Origin of the sequence: Actinomyces oris, assembly GCF_006546825.1 — a bacterium.
Lineage (GTDB): Bacteria > Actinomycetota > Actinomycetes > Actinomycetales > Actinomycetaceae > Actinomyces > Actinomyces oris.
Genome location: NZ_VICC01000005.1, coordinates 178,831 through 201,503, shown reverse-complemented (window position 1 = coordinate 201,503; position 22,673 = coordinate 178,831). Strand labels below are relative to the sequence as shown.

At 67.7% G+C, this 22,673-nt stretch carries 24 protein-coding genes; 9 read left to right on the top strand and 15 right to left on the bottom strand.

Annotation, left to right across the window (positions count from 1 at the left end):
• Positions 1–144 precede the first annotated feature (144 nt).
• Complete coding sequence (locus tag FK267_RS07120; protein WP_070511062.1) at positions 145–375, top strand: PTS sugar transporter subunit IIB; 231 nt, start codon at positions 145–147, stop codon at positions 373–375.
• Positions 372–833, top strand: a complete 462-nt coding sequence (locus FK267_RS07115) for a PTS sugar transporter subunit IIA (protein WP_070511060.1) — start codon at positions 372–374, stop codon at positions 831–833. Before FK267_RS07120 ends, FK267_RS07115 begins: the two co-directional genes overlap by 4 nt.
• 148 nt (positions 834–981) lie before the next feature.
• On the opposite strand, the gene malQ is transcribed toward FK267_RS07115, so the two are convergent.
• Together malQ and FK267_RS07105 are read right to left on the bottom strand one after the other, a co-directional pair.
• A complete protein-coding gene (gene malQ / locus FK267_RS07110) occupies positions 982–3,198 on the bottom strand; it encodes a 4-alpha-glucanotransferase (protein WP_070511058.1) in 2,217 nt (738 codons plus the stop codon).
• Positions 3,199–3,631: 433 nt separating this feature from the next.
• The gene (locus FK267_RS07105) at positions 3,632–3,859 is read right to left on the bottom strand and encodes a PTS sugar transporter subunit IIB (protein ID WP_009407368.1); all 228 of its coding nucleotides are present in this window, start codon (positions 3,857–3,859) and stop codon (positions 3,632–3,634) included.
• A 368-nt stretch (positions 3,860–4,227) separates the two neighbouring features.
• On the opposite strand from FK267_RS07105, the gene ptsP reads away from it, so the two are divergent.
• The 4 genes from ptsP to FK267_RS13630 all read left to right on the top strand — a co-directional run bounded on the left by ptsP (position 4,228) and on the right by FK267_RS13630 (position 7,815).
• A complete protein-coding gene (ptsP, locus tag FK267_RS07100; protein ID WP_070511054.1) occupies positions 4,228–5,925 on the top strand; it encodes a phosphoenolpyruvate--protein phosphotransferase in 1,698 nt (565 codons plus the stop codon).
• Positions 5,922–6,902, top strand: coding sequence for an acyl-CoA thioesterase (locus FK267_RS07095; RefSeq protein ID WP_141406768.1), 981 nt, complete (start codon positions 5,922–5,924; stop codon positions 6,900–6,902). Before ptsP ends, FK267_RS07095 begins: the two co-directional genes overlap by 4 nt.
• A gap of 38 nt (positions 6,903–6,940) precedes the next feature.
• Positions 6,941–7,294: a hypothetical protein gene (locus FK267_RS07090; protein WP_232622547.1), complete on the top strand. Its 354-nt coding sequence runs from the start codon at positions 6,941–6,943 to the stop codon at positions 7,292–7,294.
• 74 nt (positions 7,295–7,368) lie between these two features.
• Complete coding sequence (locus FK267_RS13630; RefSeq protein ID WP_232622546.1) at positions 7,369–7,815, top strand: hypothetical protein; 447 nt, start codon at positions 7,369–7,371, stop codon at positions 7,813–7,815.
• Between the two features lie 564 nt (positions 7,816–8,379).
• On the opposite strand, the gene FK267_RS07080 is transcribed toward FK267_RS13630, so the two are convergent.
• The 3 genes from FK267_RS07080 to ettA form a co-directional block, all read right to left on the bottom strand.
• Positions 8,380–9,084 carry a M23 family metallopeptidase gene (locus tag FK267_RS07080; RefSeq protein WP_141406767.1) on the bottom strand — a complete coding sequence of 235 codons (705 nt, stop codon included), beginning with the start codon at positions 9,082–9,084 and terminating at the stop codon, positions 8,380–8,382.
• Between the two features lie 110 nt (positions 9,085–9,194).
• Positions 9,195–9,845, bottom strand: a complete 651-nt coding sequence (locus FK267_RS07075) for a hypothetical protein (protein WP_141406766.1) — start codon at positions 9,843–9,845, stop codon at positions 9,195–9,197.
• Between the two features lie 178 nt (positions 9,846–10,023).
• The gene (gene ettA / locus FK267_RS07070) at positions 10,024–11,706 is read right to left on the bottom strand and encodes an energy-dependent translational throttle protein EttA (protein WP_141406765.1); all 1,683 of its coding nucleotides are present in this window, start codon (positions 11,704–11,706) and stop codon (positions 10,024–10,026) included.
• Positions 11,707–11,899: 193 nt separating this feature from the next.
• Between ettA and FK267_RS07065 the strand changes: the two genes are divergently transcribed.
• Positions 11,900–12,484: a methylated-DNA--[protein]-cysteine S-methyltransferase gene (locus FK267_RS07065; RefSeq protein ID WP_309313447.1), complete on the top strand. Its 585-nt coding sequence runs from the start codon at positions 11,900–11,902 to the stop codon at positions 12,482–12,484.
• Here the strand turns inward: FK267_RS07065 and FK267_RS07060 are convergent.
• The 3 genes from FK267_RS07060 to FK267_RS07050 form a co-directional block, all read right to left on the bottom strand.
• Positions 12,423–13,382: a CPBP family intramembrane glutamic endopeptidase gene (locus tag FK267_RS07060; protein ID WP_141406764.1), complete on the bottom strand. Its 960-nt coding sequence runs from the start codon at positions 13,380–13,382 to the stop codon at positions 12,423–12,425. The two genes, FK267_RS07065 and FK267_RS07060, sit on opposite strands and share 62 nt — an antisense overlap.
• Positions 13,383–13,505: 123 nt before the next feature.
• Positions 13,506–14,627, bottom strand: coding sequence for a peptide chain release factor 2 (prfB, locus tag FK267_RS07055; RefSeq protein ID WP_010613489.1), 1,122 nt, complete (start codon positions 14,625–14,627; stop codon positions 13,506–13,508).
• Positions 14,628–14,728: 101 nt separating this feature from the next.
• Positions 14,729–15,640 (bottom strand): LysR family transcriptional regulator, encoded by a 912-nt coding sequence (locus FK267_RS07050; protein WP_141406763.1) that lies wholly within the window; start codon positions 15,638–15,640, stop codon positions 14,729–14,731.
• 72 nt (positions 15,641–15,712) lie between these two features.
• On the opposite strand from FK267_RS07050, the gene FK267_RS07045 reads away from it, so the two are divergent.
• Complete coding sequence (locus tag FK267_RS07045; RefSeq protein ID WP_003786661.1) at positions 15,713–16,069, top strand: CBU_0592 family membrane protein; 357 nt, start codon at positions 15,713–15,715, stop codon at positions 16,067–16,069.
• Positions 16,070–16,136: 67 nt separating this feature from the next.
• Here FK267_RS07045 and FK267_RS07040 read toward each other — a convergent pair whose 3' ends face one another.
• The 7 genes from FK267_RS07040 to FK267_RS07010 form a co-directional block, all read right to left on the bottom strand.
• The gene (locus FK267_RS07040) at positions 16,137–16,643 is read right to left on the bottom strand and encodes a glycosyltransferase (RefSeq protein WP_141406761.1); all 507 of its coding nucleotides are present in this window, start codon (positions 16,641–16,643) and stop codon (positions 16,137–16,139) included.
• Positions 16,640–17,053 carry a hypothetical protein gene (locus FK267_RS07035; RefSeq protein ID WP_040321405.1) on the bottom strand — a complete coding sequence of 138 codons (414 nt, stop codon included), beginning with the start codon at positions 17,051–17,053 and terminating at the stop codon, positions 16,640–16,642. Before FK267_RS07035 ends, FK267_RS07040 begins: the two co-directional genes overlap by 4 nt.
• Positions 17,054–17,209: 156 nt before the next feature.
• Positions 17,210–17,683 carry a TadE family protein gene (locus FK267_RS07030; protein ID WP_101558526.1) on the bottom strand — a complete coding sequence of 158 codons (474 nt, stop codon included), beginning with the start codon at positions 17,681–17,683 and terminating at the stop codon, positions 17,210–17,212.
• Entirely contained in the window at positions 17,673–17,903 is a 231-nt protein-coding gene (locus FK267_RS07025; RefSeq protein WP_003786669.1) for a hypothetical protein, read from the bottom strand. The genes FK267_RS07030 and FK267_RS07025 overlap by 11 nt, the downstream gene beginning before the upstream one ends.
• A 93-nt stretch (positions 17,904–17,996) precedes the next feature.
• Positions 17,997–18,950: a type II secretion system F family protein gene (locus FK267_RS07020; protein ID WP_003786671.1), complete on the bottom strand. Its 954-nt coding sequence runs from the start codon at positions 18,948–18,950 to the stop codon at positions 17,997–17,999.
• The gene (locus tag FK267_RS07015) at positions 18,947–19,798 is read right to left on the bottom strand and encodes a type II secretion system F family protein (RefSeq protein ID WP_020991685.1); all 852 of its coding nucleotides are present in this window, start codon (positions 19,796–19,798) and stop codon (positions 18,947–18,949) included. The genes FK267_RS07020 and FK267_RS07015 overlap by 4 nt, the downstream gene beginning before the upstream one ends.
• On the bottom strand, positions 19,798–21,048 hold the full coding sequence (locus FK267_RS07010) for a TadA family conjugal transfer-associated ATPase (RefSeq protein WP_040321406.1): 1,251 nt from the start codon (positions 21,046–21,048) through the stop codon (positions 19,798–19,800). Before FK267_RS07010 ends, FK267_RS07015 begins: the two co-directional genes overlap by 1 nt.
• Before the next feature lie 289 nt (positions 21,049–21,337).
• Between FK267_RS07010 and FK267_RS07005 the strand changes: the two genes are divergently transcribed.
• The gene (locus FK267_RS07005; protein ID WP_141406760.1) at positions 21,338–22,654 is read left to right on the top strand and encodes a phosphotransferase; all 1,317 of its coding nucleotides are present in this window, start codon (positions 21,338–21,340) and stop codon (positions 22,652–22,654) included.
• The last annotated feature ends 19 nt before the right edge of the window (positions 22,655–22,673 follow it).

The following is a 22,673-nucleotide window of genomic DNA, read 5'->3' as shown; positions in this document are numbered from 1 at the left end:
TACCATGGGGTACTGGTATGGACCATTAGTCCGGTACCGGCGAAGGTGCCGCACCTGACTGCACCTGCCCATGTCCTGACGCCTCATCTCGGCACCATCACCCACTGAGCCCGGCAAGCACCCGGGCAGACCCAGGAGGAACCCATGTCTCAGGCACAGAGCATCGTCGACGCCCTCGGAGGATTCGACAACATCGTGGAGATCGAACCCTGCATCACGCGGCTGCGCTGCGAGCTGGAGGACAGTTCCCTCGTGGACGAGCCGGCCCTGAAGACCGCGGGAGCACACGGTGTCGTCAAGCTCGGCGACATCGTGCAGGTCGTGGTCGGCCCCAACGCGGACACCATCGCGGAGGACATCGAGGACCTGCGGTGAGCCTGACCGTCCAGTCGCCGGTATCCGGCGTCGTCGTCGCTCTCAGTGACGTTCCCGACCCCGTCTTCTCCGGCAAGATCGTCGGCCCTGGTGTGGCCATCACCCCGAACACCGCTGACGGAGGCGAGGTCAGCGCCCTGGCACCGATCAGCGGAACCATCACGAAGATCCATCCCCACGCCTACGTCATCACCAACGACGACGGCCACAGCGTCCTGGTCCATCTGGGGCTGGACACCGTGAGTCTGGGGGGCAAGGGCTTCACCCTCCTGGCCAGTGAGGGAGACACCATCGATGCGGGCAGCCCCGTCATCCGCTGGTCGCCGGCTCAGATCGAGGCCGGCGGACTCAACCCGATCGTCCCCGTCATCGCCCTGGAGGGTGACGAGACTGATCTGGAGCCCGTATCACCAGGCCGCATAACGGCAGCCGGCGACACGCTCATGACCTGGGCGTAGACCCGAACGCGCGCCCGGTCCCATCGGACCTCAACCGCTTAGTGTGTGGCCCCGGCCATCATCGTGACGGCCGGGGCCACAGCGTCTGAGCACGTCGCCCGCCTCAGGCCCCGTCTGCAGCCCAGTGGGCGCGGAGCCTGTGGTGGCATCAGTCCCGACGAGAAGCCATCTCGTCGCGCACGACGCTCAGCAGGCTGCCCAGGCGCGCGTTCTCGGGCAGGTCGTCGACCAGGACGACCTCTCCTGCGCCGTCGGCCAGAGGAATCCGCCAGTTGGGGTACTCCTGGTCGGTGCCGGGCTGGTTCTGAGCGCGTCGCTCCCCCACGCCGTCGACCAGGGCGACACCGACCAGCACCGAGGGGGTGCGCACCACGTAGCGGTGCAGGGCCTCGACGACCTGACGCTCGGTGGGGGCATCCCCCAGCAGGCCGTGCTCGCGCAACCGGGAGGTCATCCGGTCGCGCTCGATGCGCGCCTCGGTGCGCACCTGCTCGACCGGCTCGGTGAGCAGGCCGAGGCGCTCACGCAGATCGACGTGCTCGTCAGCCAGGTAGCCGGCAGTCGGGGGAAGATCGTGGGTGTTGACCGTGGACAGGGCGAGCCGGCGGTAGTCCTGGGGCTGGAGGGGCCAGCCGTCGTGCTGCTTCTCGAACCACAGGACACTGGTTCCCAGCACACCGCGGCTGGCCAGGTAGTCGCGCGCCCAGGGCTCCACGGTCCCCAGGTCCTCACCGATGACCACAGCGCCGGCCCGGTGAGCCTCCAGCAGGACGACGCCGAGCATGGCCTCGTGGTCGTAGCGCACGTAGGCGCCGTGGTCCGCACCCATGCCCTCGGGGATCCACCACAGGCGGAACAGGCCGATGATGTGGTCCACGCGCAGTGCGCCGGCGTGACGCAGGACCGTGCGCACCATGTCACGCAGAGGGGCGTATGCGCTGCGCGCCAGGTACTCGGGGTTCCACGGCGGCTGGGACCAGTTCTGGCCCTGCTGGTTGTACATGTCCGGCGGAGCCCCCACGGTGACTCCGGAGGCGAAGGCCTCCGGGTTGGACCACACGTCCGCCCCCTGGGAGTGCACTCCGACGGCGAGGTCGTCCATGATGCCCAGGGCCATCCCCGAGGCCAGGGCCTCGGCCTGCGCGCGAGCCAGCTGCTCGTCGACGATCCACTGCAGCCAGGCGAAGAAGTCGATGCGCTCGGCCAGCTGGTGCGCCTCGTTGGCGACGTAAGCGGAGTCCGCCTCCCGCAGCGTGGCGGGCCAGTTCTCCAGGGACCCGTGCTTCTCCACCAGCGCACTCCACAGGGCGAAACGCTCCAGCCCCTCGCCCTGCTCGGCCCGGAAGCGCTCGAAGTCTCGCTGACGGGAGTAGGAGCGACCGGCGGCGAAGATGACCTCGAGGGCCTCGCGCTTGGCCTTCCACACCGCGTCGCGGTCGATCGGCTCAGCGCTGAGGTCACTGTCCTTGACCTCTTCGAAGGCCCACTGCACCAGCGAGCGCTTGGGGCCGGACAGACGGGCCACCTCAGGGATGTTCTCCGGCCGGATGTAGAGGGGGTTGACGAAGCGACGTGTCACCGGCAGGTAGGGCGAGTGGGTCATCGGCGCCACCGGCTCAGCCGCGTGCAGCGGGTTGATGAGCAGGAAGTCGGCTCCCTGGTCCCCCAAGAAGGCGGCGAGCTCAGTGAGATCGTCGGTGTCACCGGTCCCCCACGACCCGCGCGAGCGGGTCGAGTACAGCTGGGTCATGACCCCCCAGCCCCGGTCTCCGAGGGACTCGGGCAGATCGAGGTGGTTGGGGGTGACCGCCAGCGCCGAGGTCACGGTGATGGTCTCCGCCTCGCTGTCGGCGGGCGGCGCGGCATGAGCCCCCTGCAGGGCGGCCTGGTCCGTGGAGCCGGGGCTGACCTCGGCGATGATCCGGTGCCATCCCAGGGGCAGATCGGCTCCGAGGATGAAGGAGGCACGGCCGCGCTTGACGCCGTCCACCTCACGGGGCACGGTCCAGTCCTCAGTCTGAGTCAGCTCACGGACGTCCCCGTTCTCGAGCTCGACGCGCACCCGCACCTTGGCGCCGTCGGGCACGTAGACGGGGACGGTCGACTCCACACCGCCGCGCGTGACGACCGTGGGGGCAAGCGCCTGCCGCCAGGGGGCGTCCTCGACCTCTCGCAGAGCGCGCCCGATCTCCTCCTCGGAGTTGATGCTCACCCCTAACGCGGCCAGCACGGCCCTGAGAGTGGCGCTTGAGGGTGAGGCAAGGTTGCCGTGATAGTCCCAGTACTCGGTGGAGACACCGTGCGCCTCAGCCAGTTGCTTGAGGCTCTCGGAAGCAGGTAACAGGTCGTCGTTGAACTCGTTCATGTGCGTGGGTCAGCCTTGCGTGAGCAGATGTGCGATGGAGCGCCATGGAGCGGGCGTGGAGCAGGGTTGCGCTCCGCCATCACCCCTGGGGATGGATGGGTCGGATCGGGATGCGGGCGCTAGCAGGACTAGCAGTGTCCAAGTGTGCCCTAGCGGTTGAGGGTTGTGCACCCGCCGCACCGTGTCTCCTGACGTTTTGCTGCAACTGTTTCACCGTGAAGCCGCGCAATGGCGCCACTGCCGTTGAGCCGCCCGGGACCATGTGCCCAGGAACGCGCAGCCGGTCGGCGATCAGCGGAGCGGACGGCGAGATCGGGTCACACGTCCCGACATGCGCCCACCGCTGTCCGGGGAAAGGCAGGCCGCCCGGCTCCGCGTTGCAGGTGCTGGAGCCGGGCGGGTGCGCAGACCCTCCGGGAACGGGGCGATCAGTTCAGAGCGCTGCGATCTCCGAGGCGAGGCTGTCCGCCGTGGGCCCCACGACGACCTGGACGACGCGGCCCGAACGCACCACGCCGAAGGCGCCGGCCGCTCGCAGCGCCTCCTCATCCACCTTCGTCTGGTCGGCTACCTCGACGCGCAGACGCGTGATGCAGGGCTCGAGGTCGGTGATGTTCTCCTGGCCGCCGAGACCGGCGACGATGTCTGATGCAGTGCTCATGGCTTCTCCTTCCCGGTTCCCGCCCTCGCGCAATCCCCGTCTGTCATGCGCGTGGTCGGGCAGCTGAGGTCCTTCGTGCTCGCGATCACTTTATCCCACCTCCGCGTTGTCCGCGGCGAAGAGTTCCAGTCGGCTGGAAGACGCGTGCGCATGCGGGCCGCAGGGCCTGCTGCACAGCGGACGACCGCGCCGGAGGATCTCCTTCCTCGCATGACGGGGCTCACTCACGTAACCTTACGGGAACGCGATAGATGCCTTGACGCGGCCACAGAGGAGATCGTTATTCCCCTGGCGGAAACGTCTCTTTCCGGCCGCACTCGGGGCACAATGAGCAATGATCCCCATTCGTCTCCGATGAGGAGCACCACATGACAGCGTCCGACACCACCTCCACAACCCTGTCCGGCATCGGTGTGAGCCCTGGCCTTGTGGCCGGCCCCGTCGCCAGGATGGCACCTCCCATTCCTGAGCCCGAGATCGCGACCCTCGAACCCAGTCGCGATGTCGAGAAGGAGTGCGAGCGCATCGCGCTGGCGGCCCAGCAGGTTAAGAAGGGCCTGGAGCTGTCCGCGGCCGAGGCCAAGGCCGAGGCGCGCACGCTCCTTGAGACCACCGCGCAGATGGCTGCCGACCCCACCCTGACCTCGACGGCGCAGGCCATGGTGCGCGAGAAGCGCCTGGTTCCGGAGCGCGCCGTGTGGGAGTCAGCAGGAACTCTGGCCTCCATGCTGGAGTCCCTGGGCGGCTACATGGCCGAGCGCACCCGTGACGTCCAGGACGTGCGCGACCGCATCGTCGCCGTCCTGACCGAGTCCCCGATGCCCGGGATCCCCCGCCTGCCCGAGCCCTTCGTGCTCGTGGCGGCCGACCTGGCCCCGGCCGACACCGCGCTGCTGGACCCCGAGAAGGTCATTGCCTTCATCACCTCCGAGGGCGGCCCCACCTCCCACACCGCGATCCTGGCGCGCGCACTGGGCATGCCGGCGATCGTCGGCACTGGCGAGAAGGTCACCGATGCGCTGGCCGAGGGCGACATCGTCCTGGTCGACGGCACCAAGGGAAGCATCACCCTCAACCCCTCCGAGGACGCCCTGCGCCGGGCGCGGGAGCTCGCCTCGCGCGTGCGTGTCTTCAACGGCGACGGAGCCACGAAGGACGGCCACGAGGTCCAGCTGCTGGCCAATGTCGGTGACGCGGCCGGCGCCCGTAGCGCCGCCGAGGCCGGAGCCATGGGCATCGGCCTGTTCCGCACCGAGTTCTGCTTCCTGGACCAGCCCGAGGAGCCCACGGTGGAGGCTCAGGTGGAGGCCTACCAGGGTGTCCTCGAGGCCTTCCCCGGCAAGAAGGTCGTGGTGCGCACCCTCGACGCCGGAGCGGACAAGCCGCTGCCCTTCCTGACCGACGCCACCGAGGCCAACCCGGCGCTCGGTGTGCGCGCCTACCGCACGACGCGCCGCGACCCCGAGGTCCTGGACCACCAGCTCGAGGCCCTGGCCAAGGCCGAGGCCGCCACCGAGGCGAAGGTGTGGGTCATGGCCCCGATGATCTCCACGGCCGAGGAGGCCGAGGCCTTCACGCAGAAGGCCCGCTCCTACGGCCTGAAGACGGCAGGGATGATGATCGAGGTGCCCTCGGCCGCGCTCATGGCCGACAAGCTCTTCGAGCACGCCGACTTCGCCTCGGTGGGCACCAACGACCTCACCCAGTACGTCATGGCGGCCGACCGTCTGCTGTCCTCGCTGGCGGATCTGTCCACGGCCTGGCAGCCGGCCGTGCTGCGTCTGATCGGCACCGCCTGCGAGGGGGCCTCCCCCAAGGGACGTCCGGTGGGCGTGTGCGGTGAGGCCGCTGCGGATCCGGCGCTGGCCGCCGTCCTCGTGGGCCTGGGGGTCGCCTCCCTGTCCATGACGGCACGCGCTCTGCCGGACGTCGACGCCGTCCTGAAGTCCGTCACGCTCACCGAGTGCCAGGAGCTGGCGAGGATCGCCCTGGACGCGGCGACGGCTGAGGACGCGCGCTCGGCGGTGCGCGCCAAGCTGCCGATCCTGGAGGAGCTCGGTCTGTGACAACCCCATACCCCGTCCCCGCCGCCACGGAGGAGCCCCTCGGGTCGGTGACCCGGATCCTCAGCCTGGCGGCGGGTGACGGGGAGGATGTCTTTTCCGGGGGCTCCCTGCCCCAGCTCTCGGGCCGGGTCTACGGAGGACAGGTGGTGGCCCAGGGCATGCTGGCCGCGGCCGCCACGATCGAGGACGACGGCGACGGTGAACGTCTACCGCACTCGGTCCACGCCTTCTTCATGCGGGGCGGTCAGCCCGATACACCAATCACCTTCGCCGTCGAGCGCCTGCACGACGGGCGGTCCTTCTCCCAACGGCGCACCGCCGCCTCCCAGGAGGGCACGCCGATCCTGACGATGCTCACCTCCTTCCAGGAGGAGCAGGAGGGCGCCGACCTCCACGTGGAAGCCCCCGTAGTTCCGCGCCCCGAGGACTTGACGAGCGCTCTGGAGATCTTCCGCACCATCGATCATCCGGTGGCGCGTTTCCTGGGGCGCACGGCGGCCTTCGACCTCAGGCACGTGGAGGGCAACCTCTACCTGCGCCCCGCCAAGGAGCGCACCGGTCGCCAGCACCTGTGGATGCGCTCACGCAGCCGCATCCCGGAGCAGACCTCCCAGACCGTGCACCGGGCGCTGCTGGCCTACGTGTGCGACCAGGTGATGCTGGAGCCGGTACTGCGAAGCCAGGGACTGTCCTGGCGCAGTGAGGGCATGAGCCTGGCGACCCTCGACCACGCCCAGTGGTTCCACCGCGACGTCGACATGGGCGACTGGCTGCTCTACGTGCAGGACTCCCCCTCCTCACAGGGCGGCCGCGGCATGGCGCGCGCACAGGTCTTCGACTCATCCGGCCGGCTGGTGTCGACCATCGCCCAGGAGGGCATGGTGCGCATGCCCACCGGTTCCCAGTCCGACGGCGGCTCGGGACGTTGGCGGATCCGCATGGGAAAGGGCGACGACGGCAGCGCCATCCCCGGCTGAGGCCCACCACATCCTTCTCTCCTCTCAGGTGATTCACGGTGTCGATTGCCGTACTTCAGGTTCTCAACGCTATCGCCGCAACAATCAGTACAGTGTCATCACTGCTGGCTGTCGTCCGACCTCAGATCATGAGCAAGTCGCAAGAGGTCAGCGCCAGCGAGAGGTTCTTTGCTCAGATGTATGCGGCTCGAGCGGTTCCCCTCGGTGTGGTGACGGCAGTCGCACCTTTTGTCGCAGCTTCGGACATCACTACCGTGAGGATGGTTCTCGTGGCTGCGATGGCGGTCCAGGCCGTCGATGCCAGCATCGGTATCCGACGCAGAGAGGTGGCCATGATCGTCGGTCCGTCAATCGCGGCGATCGTTCACGGCACTATGGCGTGGTATGCCTAAGAAGAAGGTTTCTCCATAGAGTCACTGCTGCCTTTGCTGTTCACAGGATTCTGGTTCTGAAGGAGAGATGATCCATGGACTGTGAGACGGAGGAACTCATCCTCGACGGAATTCCCGCCTTGAGGTGGGGAGAGCCCGGTGGGCGGGCCGTTATCGGTGTACACGGCCAGTTCTCGAACAGGCGCGACCCCGTCATGGCACAGTACGGCAACGTGATTGCCTCACGGGGTGACCAGCTGATCTCCTTCGATCTGCCCGCCCACGGTGATCGTCAGGACGACAAGGCCTTCAACCCCATGGAGGCAAGTCCCGAGGTACGAACGTTCGCGCGGCTGGCCCGAAGCCAGTCCACCGAGGTCAGTCTGCTCGCGAACAGCATCGGGGCCTACTTCTCCTTGTGCGACACACCTGCCGGGACCTTCGAGCGCGCCTGGCTGATCTCACCACTTCTTGACCTGGAGTACTACATCCGAGACATGATGGCCGAGTACTCGGTGACCGATGAGCAGCTGGAGGCGTAGACCGTCATCGACACGCCTCGCGGGGTGCTCGATTGGCCCTACCTACGTTTCGTGGAGGAGCATCCCGCAAAGTTGGACACTCCCAGCTAGATGATTCGCGGCGACCAGGATGAAGTGGTCCCTCTGGGCGCCCTCAGCCGGTTCGTCGGCGCACCTGGGGTCGAACTTGTCCAGGTCGAGGGCGGCAAGCACTTCCTTGGCCGGCCCCCGCATCTTGACACAGTGGTGGCGTGGTTCGAGGAACGCTATCCGGCTTAGCAAGGGAGCATATGGTTCCCGCCATCTTCAGGATGGGCTTGCCATCGTGAGCAGCCATGGCGGCCTCGGAGTCCGATGGCGTGGGTCGAGGACTGAGTCGTCCGTCCAGGACGTACTTCTCCCCCATACGACTGCGGCCGGATCTCAGAGGTTTGGAGGACAACGCAGTCCTCGCCGGAGAAGTACGTCCCCGATCAGGAGCTGCGCACTGTGCCGTAGGCCCCCGCGTCCCGTCACGATCGCGTCGCCGCGGACCGACGAGGGGACACCGCGTGCCGGATCTGAGGCTCATTCCATGACGTCATATCAAGGTTGAGCCACGACCGCCCCCTGCTCGGGGCATGACTGTCGCCGAAGTGCCCAGGGAGCACCTTGCTGCGGACTGCGTTGCCGGAACTCCTCAAAACGGAGCGGAACCCCCTTTGCGGTGCGGAGATCTGGGCTGTCCATTGCCTGGATGTGAAGGTGGGGCTGCGTGGAGTTCCCGGAGTTGCCGCATCGACCGATCTGATCGCCTGCGCTCACCCGGTCGCCGGGCGACACCTGGACGGAGCCTCGCTGGAGGTGCACGAGTCCCACGCAATGAGGCCCCTCGGCAACCTGGATGATGATGTGGTTTCCAGGGATGGCGGGAAGTCCCTGCCGAATTCGGTGGGGCTGGCTCAATCCGTACGGGATGCGAGTCAGGACGGAGCGGCGCGCCACGTGGTCGGGCTCACCGTCGTGAACGGAGACCACGGTTCCTGCAACGGGCGAGTACAGGGGGCGGCCGAAGGCGTGGAAGAGCTCTGGCTGTTCGGGAGTGACGAGCGCACGCATGCTGCGTGGTGGAGCCGTGAGACCATCGTCGTCGACGGCGACGAAGTCAAATGCGTACGTGGTGGCGAACAGGTGAGTCCCATGGCTGGGAACACGGCGTGTGGGACTGCGCTCGGTCAGCCACTGCCCGTCGAACGGGAGCCTCCCGATAACGCCGCCTTCGGGGATGAGTCCTGGGGTATTCCTACTCATCATGACACCTCCCACGCCATCATAAGTGTGATCGGCATCAACCGACAATACGCGTGAGACACCGGCGGGAGGCCTATCGCGAGAGTGCTGCCCTCCCCTCGTCGAGTAGGTTACCAGCGCCTCTGCCGCCCCAGTTTCTGAGCGTAACGAAAAGACACATACGACAGAAGCAGACAGATGACCAAGCCGCCGATGGAGGAACCAACGTCGCGCGCCTTGGTGAACATGTCTAAGAATCCTACGATGGCACTGCCCAGCATCATGATCGCAATGACGTACCACGTCATGGGGTGACGCCAGATGGAACGCTTCTGCGGGACCGCGGGAGCAGGTACCGGCCGAGGCGGAGCGGAGGCGGGCATGAACGAGGCGACATTCGGACGAGAACCAGCAAGGTTCTCACCCCAGGCATTGACCGGAATAGCTGAGCCATCGGGCCGCAGGACCAGGAGAGCGATGCCGCACTCCTCGGCGAAGCGCATCGCGTCACCGGAGAACCCGGCGACAGAGAAGGCGATCCGATAGCACCCCGGCCTCATCTGGGAGTCATGAACCAGCCTCCGCAGGTCCTCTATTCCAACCAGAGCCGGAGAGGTCCTCACCTGGGCGACGGCGCGCGATGCAATCACATGGACTCCGGTATCCACCGCACGATCCATTGCCGCAGCATCCGGAAATCCGTGGTACCGCATCCATCCTGTGACAGCGCTTTCAGCCAGACCGCCAGGACCGCTCATACTCATCTTCGTCTTCTTGTCCATTCAGTTGCCAGCCGGTTATCTCGACTGATTCATTGGCGAGGACGAGTATAGGTCCGAACAGTCTTTACCACACTCCCACCCATTCATGACAGAAACGTTATTCGTCCGGCCGTTCGGCTGGACGAATAACGTTTCTGTATGAGTTCGCTGATCGAGACTCCGCTTGATCGCTCCGGGCTCAGTCTCGAGTCAGCTTCCGGTAGGTGACCCGGTGGGGGCGGGCCGCCTCGGGGCCGAGGCGCTCGACCTTGTTCTCCTCGTAGGAGGCAAAGTTCCCCTCGAACCAGTACCAGCTAGCGGGGTTCTCGTCAGTCCCCTCCCAGGCCAGGATGTGGGTGGCCACGCGGTCGAGGAACCAGCGGTCGTGGGTGATGACCACGGCGCAGCCGGGGAACTCCAGCAGGGCGTTCTCCAGGGAGCCCAGGGTCTCGACGTCGAGGTCGTTGGTGGGCTCGTCCAGGAGGATGAGGTTGCCGCCCTGCTTGAGGGTCAGGGCCAGGTTGAGGCGGTTGCGCTCACCACCGGAGAGCACGCCGGCCGGCTTCTGCTGGTCGGCCCCCTTGAAGCCGAAGGAGGCGACGTAGGCGCGCGAGGGCATCTCCACATTGCCGACCTGAATGTAGTCCAGCCCGTCGGAGACGACCTCCCAGAGGGTCTTCTTCGGGTCGATGCCGGCTCGGGACTGGTCGACGTAGGAGAGCTTGACGGTCTGACCGATCTTGAGGTCTCCGCCGTCGAGCGGCTCCAGGCCCACGATGGTCTTGAACAGGGTGGACTTTCCAACGCCGTTGGGGCCGACGACCCCGACGATGCCGTTGCGCGGCAGGGTGAAAGAGAGCTCGTCGATGAGGGTGCGCCCGTCGAAGCCCTTCTTGAGGTTGGTGGCCTCCAGGACCTGGTTGCCCAGGCGGGGCCCCGGCGGGATCTGGATCTCCTCGAAGTCGAGCTTGCGGGTGCGCTCGGCCTCGGCGGCCATCTCCTCGTAGCGGGCCAGACGGGCCTTGGACTTGGCCTGGCGTCCCTTGGCCGAGGAACGCACCCACTCGAGCTCCTCCTTGAGGCGCTTGGCGAGCTTGGCATCCTTCTTGCCCTGGACCTCGAGGCGCTTCTCCTTGGTCTCCAGGTAGGTGGAGTAGTTGCCCTCGTAGGGGTAGAGGTGGCCGCGGTCGACCTCGGCGATCCACTCGGCGACGTGGTCGAGGAAGTAGCGGTCGTGGGTGACGGCGATGACGGCGCCCTGGTAGCTGGCCAGGTGCTGCTCGAGCCAGAGCACGGACTCGGCGTCGAGGTGGTTGGTGGGCTCGTCCAGGAGAAGGAGGTCGGGGGCCTCGAGGAGCAGCTTGCACAGAGCGACGCGGCGGCGCTCACCACCGGAGAGGTGCTTGACCTCGGCGTCCGGCGGGGGGCAGCGCAGGGCGTCCATGGCCTGCTCGAGCTGGGAGTCGAGGTCCCAGGCATTGGCGGCGTCCAGGGCGTCCTGCAGGGTGCCCATCTCCGCCATGAGGGCGTCGAAGTCGGCGTCCGGGTCCGCCATGGCGGCGCTGATCTCGTTATAGCGGTCCAGCTTGGACTTGATCTCGGCAACGCCCTCCTCGACGTTGCCGAGCACCGTCTTGTCCTCGTTGAGCGGGGGCTCCTGCAGGAGGATGCCGACGCTGTAGCCGGGGGTCAGGCGGGCCTCGCCGTTGGAGGGCTGGTCGATGCCGGCCATGATCTTGAGGATGGAGGACTTGCCGGCGCCGTTGGGGCCGACCATGCCGATCTTGGCTCCGGGGAGGAAGGCCATGGTGACGTCATCGAGGATGACCTTGTCACCGTGGGCCTTGCGCGCCTTAATCATCTGGTAGATGTACTCAGCCACTGCTCGTCTGCGCCTTTCGTCAGGGTGTGAGCGGAGGTTCTGCGCGACGACGGCGATCGATCGGACCGCCCGTGCGCACCGTGGCCAAGCCTAAGGGAGCCCCGGAGCAATGGCGACGACGGCGGAGGTGAGACGGTGCACGCGGATCCGCAGCGAGCAGATGCGCGGCAGAACCGTGCTCGAGCGTGACAGCATGAGCACCACGAGGAACACGAGAAAGGAATCGATGCACTACCTCAACCATTACGAGTCCCCCTTGGGAACCATGACCATGGCCAGCGACGGCGAGCACCTGACAGGCCTGTGGTTCGACGGGCAGAAGTACGACCGCTCGACGATCGACGGCAACGCAGAGCTCAAGCCACATCTGCCCGTCTTCACGCAGACCACCCAGTGGCTCGACGCCTACTTCGAGGGCTCCGACCCGGGTTTCACCCCGCCGATCAGCGTTGAGGGCTCCGACTTCAAGACGATGGTCACCACCATCATGCTCTCCATCCCCTTCGGCGCCACCAGCACCTATGCCCGCATCGCCGCCGAGGTGGCCCGGCGTACCGGCCGGACGCATATGTCCGCACAGGCCGTGGGTGGCGCGGTCGGACGCAATCCAATCGTTCTCATCGTGCCGTGCCATCGCGTGCTCGCCTCCAACGGGAGCCTGCGCGGCTACGCGGGAGGAGTCGATCGGAAGGAACGGCTTCTGCAGATGGAGGGCGTCAACATGTCTGGCCTGTCAACGCCGCCAGACGCTGACGACGGCGGTGGAAGGCGAGAATGAGAAGACCGACCGCTGCCCAGAGCAGGCCCTGGAGAATCCAGGTGATCGACCCGTGAGGAAGATGCAGCCAGTCCGACAGCATGTCGTTCGCCACCTGGAATCCTCCGTGCACGCCGATGGCCGCCCAGGTCGACCCGGAGATCGTCCGAACGATCAATGCCGTCACCGCAAATCCACACGGCGGAGCGAGATACGTGAGGTGCTCCAGTAGGTTCTGCTGACCCCCTTGGGATAGAAGGTGAAGAACAGTGAACCCGAGGACGCTGGACACTGCTGCAAAACGCGTCTCGCCCAGCGAGGAGAAGAGCCAGCCTCGCCAGATTATCTCTTCAGGGATACCCTGCAGAAGAAAGGCCTGAGAGAAGATCGTCACAGCCATAATCCACCAAGGCCGGTCCGGAATCCCCTCATTCCCACCAGCAAGACCGAGGGCGTGGACAATACCGGCGACCGCGAGATTCACCGCGACTGCAACGAGAACCATCCCCACCACCCACAACAGGGCTCGACGATCTAAACGCAAACATAGGCTGACGCGGGGGCCGCGATCAAGAGTACGACGCAGCACATAGCACAGCATGAGAACCAGAATCGTTGCCGTCCCATAGAGCAACAGAACGAAGGCAGCCATGACTAAGTCGTCGGCATTACCCTGGGGATGCGAGTGCGCGAGAGCAAAGGACCGGACAGCAGGAATCTGACTCAGTAAAGGCGGCGTGAACGCACAGGCGAACATCATCGCAAACGCGATGACGATGCGCACAACCTTGCCGCCCGCAGTGAGGTGATGACCTTGATCCGATCGATCCTCGCTGAGATCCGAGGACTCGAGAGACGAGAGTGTTGATGAGACTTCCACCGACCGAGGTTTTCCATGTGATGTACTCATGAAATTCACGGTACGCGCACCATTTTGCGGCCTCAATCGCACCCCGGAGGAATCAGGGGCAGGTGGAAAAGAAATCAGGGACCCCTCCGGGGGATCCCTGACTCCGATAAGGCTTCTGATGAAGCGAGCCGATCAGTCCTCGGCCGTCTCCTGCTGCTTGCGCCAGCGGATGCCGGCGTCGATGAAGCCGTCGATGTCGCCGTCGAACACCGAATCAGGATTGCCGACCTCGAAGTTGGTCCGCAGGTCCTTGACCATCTGATAGGGGTTGAGAACGTAGGAGCGCATCTGGTCCCCCCAGGAGGCCTTGACGTCCCCGGCGAGCTCCTTCTTCTTGGCGTCCTCCTCCTGCTGCTTGAGCAGGAGCAGTCGCGACTGGAGGACGCGCATGGCGGCGGCACGGTTCTGGATCTGGGACTTCTCGTCCTGCATGGAGACCACCAGGCCCGTGGGCAGGTGGGTGATGCGCACGGCGGAGTCGGTGGTGTTGACGCTCTGCCCGCCGGGACCCGAGGAGCGGAAGACGTCAATGCGGATGTCGGTCTCGGGGATGTCGATGTGGTCGGTGGACTCGATGAGCGGGATGACCTCAACGGCGGCGAAGGAGGTCTGGCGGCGGCCCTGGTTGTCGAAGGGGCTGATGCGCACCAGGCGGTGCGTGCCGCCCTCGACGCTCAGGGTCCCGTAGGCGTAGGGGGCGTGAACCTCGAAGGTGACCGACTTCAGACCCGCCTCCTCGGCGTAGGAGGTGTTGAGGACCTTGACGGGGTAGTCGTGCCGCTCGGCCCAGCGGGTGTACATGCGCAGGAGCATCTCGGCGAAGTCGGCGGCGTCCACGCCGCCGGCGCCCGAGCGGATGGTGATGACGGCGTCGCGGGGGTCGTACTCGCCGCTGAGTAGTGTGCGGATCTCCAGGTCGGAGAGGTCCTTGCTGATGGCCGCCAGGTCCGTCTCGGCCTCGGCGAGGATTTCGGCGGCGTCCTCACCCTCCTCCTCGCCGGCGAGCTCGACCATCGCCTCGAGGTCCTCGATGCGCTCCCCCAGGCTCTCGACCCGCTTGAGGTCGGCCTGGGCGTGGGACAGCGCGGAGGTGACCACCTGGGCGGAGTCGGGGTCATCCCACAGGTCGGGTGCGGAGGCCTGCTCGGAGAGCTCGGCGATCCGGGCGCGCAGGGCCTCGGGGTCGGTCACCGCGGCAATGGAGGCGTAGGTGTGTCGGAGTCGTTCGATCTCAGCGGAGAAGTCAGTGGCCACGGAGGGGAGTCTACGGCAGAACCTGCGAGGGGCGCCCTCGGGGCGGACTCGGGCTCGCTCGACGGCTCGGTCACTCCCACAGTGGTTCCCTCATCTGTCACTCACCCCAGCTCAATGCCCTGGGCCTGGGAGAGCAGCGCCTCGAGCACCGCGCGTGTCGCCGGGCCCGGCTCGGTGCGGGTCGATCGGTGGCGCACCACCAGCTGGCGCACGCCCAGCCCGGGTAGGCGCACCACACTGAGCTCATCGGGGACGAGCCCGGAGTAGACGGCCAGCTCGGGCAGAAGCGCGCAGCCCAGGCCCTGACTGACCATGGCCAGCACGACGTCGTAGTCATAGGCGACGTGCCGTGTCGTCAACGGCACCCCCAGCTGACGCTCCAGACGGTCCAGGGCGAAGGCGCCGGCGGTTCCCGGGGCCAGATCGATCCAGGTGGCGCGCGCCAGGTCCGCCAGGGTCGAGGGCGCCGCCTGCTCGGCCGGCACGACGACGAGCCAGGACTCGTCCAGCAAGGGGATGTCGACCATGCCCCGAGGCGCCGCGGGCAGCGTGTGCTCGTCACGCTCGATGAGGACCAGGTCGAGCTCACCGCGACGCAGGCGGGGCAGGGCGTTGCGCTCCTCGGCCTCCTCGACGATCACCTCCAGCTCGGGGCTGGTGGTCGCCAGCGAGCTCAGGAGGGGCAGCAGGAGCGCCCGGACAGCGGAGGCGAAGCTGCCGACACGCACCACACCGGAGGGGATGGAGTCATCCAGGTCCGCCAGCTCGCGGCGCACGGTGGTCAGCTCGTCCTCGATGCGCTCGGCCGCGTCCGCCAGAACCTTCCCTGCCGCAGTGAGCACGGCTCCGGTGGGTGTGCGATCCAGGACCCGGGCGCCGCACTCGCGCTCCAGGAGGCGAATCTGCTGGGAGACGGCCGACGGCGTTATATGAAGGAAATCTGCCGCTGCGACGACTCCTCCGGCTCGATGGACGGCCAATAGAACCGAGAGCCTCTGGGGCAATACCTGCATGAAGTAAATCTACATCCCTCATGCAGATAGATGCGATTGACCTTCATTGGGGGGTGTCTAAGAATCGTCCTCGTGAACGACGTGCTCTCCTCCCTCATCTCTATCGGCGGCTGGATCGGTGCCGCTGAGCTCCTCGTGGCCTACTTCCTGGTCTCCAAGGGCACGATCGCCGGCGATTCGCTCAAGTATCAGGCCCTCAACATCACCGGCTCCGTGCTGCTGACGATCAACTGCGCGAGCTCCGGGGCCTGGCCCAGTGTCATCGCCAACGCCTTCTACCTCCTGGTGGGGCTCAACATCCTGTTCACGGTGAAGCGGGCCTACATCGCCCAGCTCTCGCGCCGGCAGACTGAGGAGCTGCGGTCCCGGATGCACCTGCGCCGGCACCCCTCCCCCGTGGTCTCGGCAGGCTTCGTCGAGCAGGCCTGAGCGGCGGGCCGCCTCCGGCCACACACAACCTTTCACCCATCCGTCTCGACGCAGTGAGTCCGCAGGCTCACTGCGTCGTCGTCATTCGGGCAGAGCCGGTGGCGGTGATGGTGAAGCCCTCGGCCGGGAGGATCCCCCACGGGAGGAAGGGCGGGCGGGAGCGGGCCTGCAGCGTCACGACGGCGGTCCGGTTGTCAGCAGCCCGGGCGCTGACGATCGTGACCCCTTCCAGTCTGTCCGCTGCAGGTTGGGCGGACAGGTCCTCGGCCGCCTTGCTCCCGACCCCTGCGTCGGTGAGGGACCCGGGTGCGTCATCCGTGACACCGCCCCCGTAGTAGGGGTGCGCCTCCACGCTGTCGGCTCCCGCGGCCGCAGCCGAGTCCGCCAGTGACGTGAGGGTCTTGAGGTCGAGGTAGACAGCGGTTGCCGAGGCCGCGACGAACAGCAGCGCGAGGACGACGCAGATGAGCCCGACCCCCAGGAGGAGCGTCTGCCCGTCCTCCTCGCGGTGCAGCCGACGCAGCAGGGCGCGGGCCCGACCTCGGGCGGCCCTGGGAGCGGAGTTCCGGTTCACGGCTCCTCCTTGCCCGGCAGGGTGATGGAGCGCTCAGTGGCCACCACGACGACGTCCCGGCCGATCCCCAGCGAGGCGAAGCCCGGCAGGTCCACACCGACTGAGACTTCGACCATCGCCGCCTGTCCCCGGGCGCAGCCGTGAGCACAGGTGACCGACAGGGAGCCCGACAGGTCGGCGTCGATGCCCTGATCGGACAGGGACAGCTGCATGGCCAGCTGCGCGTTATCCATCGCGGAGGGCGAGTCATCGACCTCCAGGACCCTGCTGGCGGCGTCGGCCGCCGAGGCGACGGCGAAGGTCGTGGCCTGGAGCTGGGCGAGCGTCACCACCAGGTAGAGCACGGGCACCACCAGGACGGCGCTCCACCCGATGAACTCGACGATCGCATTGCCCTCCTCCTGGCTCATGAGCCGCCGGACGCTTCGGGAACCTGCCCTGAGCGCCTCTCGGAGCCGGCTGACGGCCCACCCAGTGATGAGGGCGCGGGCCGGGACCGCCCTCGGCGACCGCAACGCGGCACAGCTCCCGCGACGCCTTGAGCCGACCATGCCTACCACCCGAGCTCACCTCTGCTGGATCAGGGAGGACTCATCGATGGCGTGCCCGGTGACCCGCAGTGTCCCTCCGGGGCCGAACAGCCCCAGGACCGGGAAGGGCGCTGTCACCGTCACCTCAACGATCCTCAGGTCGCCGGAGGGGACCCGCGAGACGGTGACGGTGTCCACGTAGCCACGCCTGAGGGCGGCGTCGGTGAGGACCTGCACCCGCTGGCGCGCCTCGGCCTCCGTGCCTCCGACCAGTGCGGCTCGACGAGCACCATCGCCCGCGGCGTCGGTGAGGACGTTCCGGGCGTAGACCCCCAGGGCCACCTGGAGGAGCGCCACGAACACGACGATGACAAGCGCACCGACCATGACGAAGTCGACGACGGCCGAGCCCGACTCGTTGTGCTCGCGCGGGCAGGGGCGAGCCGGCCGGGGCAGGGCGCAACCAGCCCGTTGGAGCACCCCGAGGAGGGGCACTCGTTCAGATCGCACTGGTCACCTTCGCGATGGCGTTGAGGAAGACCTCGGTCAGCGTGCTGCCGGCCACCGTCCACAGAGCCACGACAAGCCCCGCGGTCATGAGGGTCACCAGGACCCAGCCGGGGACGTCGCCGCGCTCATCGCGCAGATCGATCCGGGTCGCACCGGTGGCACGCCACGACCGGGAACCGGGGTCAGGGCGGTGGGATGTGGGAGGGAGGAGGCGCTTCATGACTGCTCCTTGCTGTCGGTCGGGATTCTGGGCAAGAGGACGGAGGCTGATTGGGCTCGGCAGGTGCAGGGGGGAGAGGGTGGTGGGTGCGCTTCACACCCCCAGCCTGAGGACGAACAGTCCCGGGAAGAGGGCGAAGACGACGGTGATGGGCAGGACGAGGAAGACCACGGGGACCATTTGGGCGATCTCCCGTCTTCCACCCTCCTCCATGAGGTCCTGGCGCGCCGCCTCACGCACGTCGGTGGCCTGGGAGCGCAGGACCTCGGCCAACGGTGTGCCGCGTTCAAGGGCCACGATGATCGCCTCGCACAGGCGGGTGACGTGGACGGAACCGACTCGCCGCTCCATACGGTCCAGGGCTGTGGACAGGACCGTGCCGGAGCGAATGTCGGTCAGAGTGCTGCTCAGCTCGTCGACGAGGTCGCCCCGGCCCAACGCGACGATGCGCTCGATGGCCGGCACCGGGCCCTGACCGGCCCCCACCGCCAGGGCCAGCAGCTCGACGACATCGGGCAGCTGCGCCTCGATCCGTGACAGCCGCTTCGCCACGGCCCGGCTGAGCCACCAGTCGCGGGCAGCGGCCCCGGCCACTGTGCCCATGAGGCACAGGAGGATGAGCGCGGGCACGTTGACGGAGCGGGCCAGGGCCGCCAGGCCGCCTGCAGTCAGGACGAGCAGGAGCGCCGTCGTCGACCACAGGACCTGCTGGAGTCGGAACTGATCGACCCCCAGTGACGACCCTGATCGCGTCAAGCGCCGCCGGACCGAGTCGGCCGACGAGCCCAGGGTGTCCATCAGCCTGCCGAGACTGAGAGCACGTGCGGTGGAGGCCATGAGCAGGCCGACGACGGTGCTCCCGTCAGAGGTCGGCCCTGCCGGCGCGGCCAGCAGGCCGGAGGTCGTGGGACGGCGGTGGACGTAGGGCTCCAGGCGGGCCATGAGTGTGGGGCGACGTCGGCGGAAGGCCGAGATGACGCACAGGACGCCCACGGCCCCCAGCAGCCCGGCGAGTCCTCCTGTGAGCATCGCGTTCATGGGGTTCATCGCAGCGTCCTCTCCTCCTCGGGCAGCCGCCCCAGGCGCAGCATGAGCCGGTAGGCGATGACCGAGACAACGGCTCCGATCAGGAGAATGACGGCTCCGGCGCCGGTGGCGTAGGCCGCTGCTGCCTGAGGCCGGCTGGACAGCAGCGCCAGAACCAGCCACGGGGCGGCGACCGCGACCTTGGCGCCGTTGACGGTCCAGGACTGGCGAGCCTCGAGCTCACCTCGGGTGCGCATGTCCTCACGCAGCATCTGCGACAGGGAGCGCAGCAGCGTCCCCAGGTCAGTGCCGCCGACCTCGTGGGCCAGGCGCAGGGCCTCAACGATCCGGTCGGCGACCGGGTCAGCGAAGCGGGCCTTGAGACGGTCCAGAGAGCTGTCGAAGCGGGCCGAGGCGGCGTAGTCGGTGGCGAAGGCCCGGAACTGGGGGCGGACTGCCTCCGGGCCGCGCTCACCGAGGTTGGTCAGCGCCTCCGGCAGGCTCATGCCCGCACGGACGCCGGAGACGAGGGTGTCGACGGCCTCGGGCCACACCTCGCGCAGCCGGGTGCGGCGGTTACGCGCTCGTGAGGAGATGACAAGGAAAGGAATCGCCGTGAAGATGGCGGTGAAGGCCACGGCCACCGGCCAGGCTCGGGACATTCCCAGGAAGACCAGACCGATCAGCAGCCCCAGCCCGATCGACCCCAGGACGAACATCGCGGGGCTGGTGCGGCCGGCGCCGGCCTGGACCAGGATGTCGGCCAGGAGACGGGAGCGCCTCGAGCGCCACTGAGGCGGGTCGGAGGTGCAGGCCATCCAGATCAGGAGCAGCCCCACCCCGCCCAGGAGCCCGGCGACGGCGCCCATCAGTAGGCCTCCTGGGGGCCTGCGGGGCGGGAGCTGAGCAGGGCGGTGAGGTCATGACCGGCCCGATTGAAGCGCTCGGCGGCGTCAGGCGCTCCGGCGCCCCGGACGAGGTTGCCGGTGGGGTCGCGGTGGAAGACGTCGGAGAGCTCGATGATGCCGTTCTCCACCCGGCCGGACAGGGCCGCGACCTCTCGCACCGTACGGCGCCCGCTGCGATCCAGGTCGAGGTGGACGACCAGGTCGATGGCGCTGGCGACGGTGGGGACCACGAAGTCGCTGGAGACGTTCTCCCCCGCCAGCAGCGGAAGCGTACAGATCTTGATGATGGCCTCCCTGGCGGAGTTGGCATGGATGGTGCACATGGACGGCAGGCCCGAGTTCATGGCGATGAGGAGGTCCAGGGCCTCGGCCTCGCGGACCTCTCCGATGAGGAGGCGGTCGGGGCGCATGCGCAGGGCCTCCTTGACCAGGCGCCGCAGGCTGATCTCTCCGACTCCCTCAAGGTTGGGCGGCCGGGTCTGCATGGCCACGCAGTCCCGGTTGCGCAGGGCGAGCTCGAAGACCTCCTCGCAGGAGATGACCCGCTGCGCGCCCGGGATCGCTCCGGCCAGCGCCCTGACCATGGTGGTCTTGCCGGCCTGGGTGGCGCCCGACACCAGGATATTGAGGCCGGCCTGCACGGAGGCGTCCAGGAAGGCGGCGACCTGGCTGGTCAGCGAGCCCATGCGCACGAGGTCGGCGGTGCGGGAGGCGCGGGAGGTGTGCTTGCGGATGTTGAGGGCCCAGTGCTGGGAGGTGATGGGCGGGATGACGACGTGGAGCCGCTGTCCCCCGGCGAGCTGGGCGTCGACGAAGGGGCTGGACAGGTCCAGGCGGCGCCCGGAGGCCCGCAGCATCCGTTCGACCAGGACCGCGAGGTCCTCACTCTCCAGGATCGTGGTGGTCAGTTCGGGGCGCCCGGAACGGGCGACGAAGACTCGGCCGGGGGCGTTGACCCAGATCTCCTCAATGGACTCGTCATCGAGGTAGCCCTGGAGCGGGCCCAGCCCCGCCATGGAGTCGAGTACGTGGGTACGCGCCCCCTTGGGGTCGATGAGCGGCGGGACGAGTCCGGCGTCGGAGCGACGCAGATAGTCCTCCTCGGCCTGGGTGACGAGCTGTTCCAGGTCGGAGGCGTCCTTGAGAGGGTCGATGCCGCGAGCGCGCACCAGCTCGCGAACCTCGGTCAGGAGAAGATCGGCAGCGTCCATGATGCCTCTCAGCGTGGGAGTCGTATGAGGGTGAGGAGTTGAGGATGATGTGAGGACCGACCCGGGGCTCTGCACTGAGCCGTGACACACCAGCCGGTCGGTGACCATTGTCACGGATAAACTCTAGGGCACCTGGTCACGACATGGCCACCACCTCGACATAACCTGTGGATAACATCGGCCTTCTGGCACATTCCTCAAGCCGTTGCCCACGTCCCTGGACGTTTGCCGCCAGCGGACGGGCGCGGCTGTCCTGCGAGACATAGGACCTGTCGCCTACGGTTGGACCATGTCACAGCCTCCGCAGTCCCCGGACGCCCCCGGCACCACTGATGTCGACGGCGGTGTCGACAGCCTCGCCGATGAGGTGACCTCCGACGTCGAGCACGCTGAGGCTCAGGCCGGCGATGAGGACAACCACCAGCAACAGGCTGAGCCCTCCGATCAGCGATCCGACGAGCACGACGAGGACTATCGTGCTCCCGTGGTCGTGGCCCCGCTGCCGGGTGCCTCGGCCGAGCCGCCCCGCAACAGCACGCCGGCTCCACAGGCTCAGCCCGCCGAGACTCCTCGCCCTCACCACACCGCGCTCTCCCTGGCGGCGATGGCGAGCGTCGCCGTCGCCGGCCTCAACCCGACTCGGCTGGCGCTTCCGCAGTCCGAGACCCCGGAGCGGCACATCATCGGTGTCATCGACACCCAGGGCCGCCACTGGGAGGTCCATGAGGCCCGCACCGACGCCGTGGGCGCCTCCTTGGAGGCTGAGGCCGAGGTGCTGCGCCGCATCGGACGGGTCGTCGACGACGGACGGCTCTCCTTCGACGTTCCTCGCGTCGCCGGGTCCCTGCGTCAGAAGGACGCGCACATTCAGGTCCGCTCCCATGTGGAGGGCAAGCCGATCCCGGTGGAGACGCTCCGGCCGGGACCGGGGATGTCGGCGGGCCTGGGCAAGGCGCTCGGTGAGATCCACGAGCTGTCCATGACGGTGATCTCCGAGGCCGGTATGCCGGTCTACGACGCCGAGGAGGTGCGTCGGCGCTGGCTGAGCCTGCTGGACGACACCGCCGCGACAGGCAGGACCCCACCGGCGCTGCTGGGACGCTGGGAGCAGGCCCTGGAGGACACCGCCCTGTGGCGCTTCCGCCCCACCGTGGTCCACGGCGACCTCGCCGAGGAGAACGTCCTGGTGGCCGGTGGCACGGTGGTGGCCGTGCGGGGCTGGTCCCAGGCGCATGTGGGTGACCCGGCCGAGGACCTGGCCTGGGTGTACTCCTCGGCGCCGGTGGACTGCCTGGACTCCATTGAGGACGCCTACGACATCGCCCGCTCCGAGGGCGTTGACCGCCACCTGCGTGAGCGCGCCGAGCTGGTCAGTGAGCTGAGCCTGGCGCGCTGGCTGCTGCACGGGGTGAGGACCGGGGACAAGCCGGTCATCAATGACGCGGTGGCGATGCTGGAGGATCTGGCCGCCCAGGTGGGTGACGCCCCGCTGGTGGAGCCGGCCACGCCCCGGCTGGCACCGGTGCCCGGGGTTCGCGAGCCGGCTGAGCCTGACGCCATCACCAATCCGGTGGAGATGGTGCGCGTCGACGACGAGGAGAGCTGACAGGCGCGCTGCTCTGCGG

Excerpts from the sequence above, each read along its gene's own strand:
- FK267_RS07120 (WP_070511062.1), top strand. The coding sequence starts at position 145 with ATGTCTCAGGCACAGAGCATCGTCGACGCCCTCGGAGGATTCGACAAC.
- malQ (WP_070511058.1), bottom strand. The coding sequence starts at position 3,198 with ATGAACGAGTTCAACGACGACCTGTTACCTGCTTCCGAGAGCCTCAAG.
- FK267_RS07105 (WP_009407368.1), bottom strand. The coding sequence starts at position 3,859 with ATGAGCACTGCATCAGACATCGTCGCCGGTCTCGGCGGCCAGGAGAAC.
- ptsP (WP_070511054.1), top strand. The coding sequence starts at position 4,228 with ATGACAGCGTCCGACACCACCTCCACAACCCTGTCCGGCATCGGTGTG.
- FK267_RS13630 (WP_232622546.1), top strand. The coding sequence starts at position 7,369 with ATGGACTGTGAGACGGAGGAACTCATCCTCGACGGAATTCCCGCCTTG.
- FK267_RS07080 (WP_141406767.1), bottom strand. The coding sequence starts at position 9,084 with ATGAGTAGGAATACCCCAGGACTCATCCCCGAAGGCGGCGTTATCGGG.
- FK267_RS07075 (WP_141406766.1), bottom strand. The coding sequence starts at position 9,845 with ATGGACAAGAAGACGAAGATGAGTATGAGCGGTCCTGGCGGTCTGGCT.
- FK267_RS07065 (WP_309313447.1), top strand. The coding sequence starts at position 11,900 with ATGAGCACCACGAGGAACACGAGAAAGGAATCGATGCACTACCTCAAC.
- FK267_RS07050 (WP_141406763.1), bottom strand. The coding sequence starts at position 15,640 with ATGCAGGTATTGCCCCAGAGGCTCTCGGTTCTATTGGCCGTCCATCGA.
- FK267_RS07035 (WP_040321405.1), bottom strand. The coding sequence starts at position 17,053 with ATGAGCCAGGAGGAGGGCAATGCGATCGTCGAGTTCATCGGGTGGAGC.
- FK267_RS07025 (WP_003786669.1), bottom strand. The coding sequence starts at position 17,903 with ATGAAGCGCCTCCTCCCTCCCACATCCCACCGCCCTGACCCCGGTTCC.
- FK267_RS07020 (WP_003786671.1), bottom strand. The coding sequence starts at position 18,950 with ATGAACCCCATGAACGCGATGCTCACAGGAGGACTCGCCGGGCTGCTG.
- FK267_RS07015 (WP_020991685.1), bottom strand. The coding sequence starts at position 19,798 with ATGGGCGCCGTCGCCGGGCTCCTGGGCGGGGTGGGGCTGCTCCTGATC.
- FK267_RS07010 (WP_040321406.1), bottom strand. The coding sequence starts at position 21,048 with ATGGACGCTGCCGATCTTCTCCTGACCGAGGTTCGCGAGCTGGTGCGC.
- FK267_RS07005 (WP_141406760.1), top strand. The coding sequence starts at position 21,338 with ATGTCACAGCCTCCGCAGTCCCCGGACGCCCCCGGCACCACTGATGTC.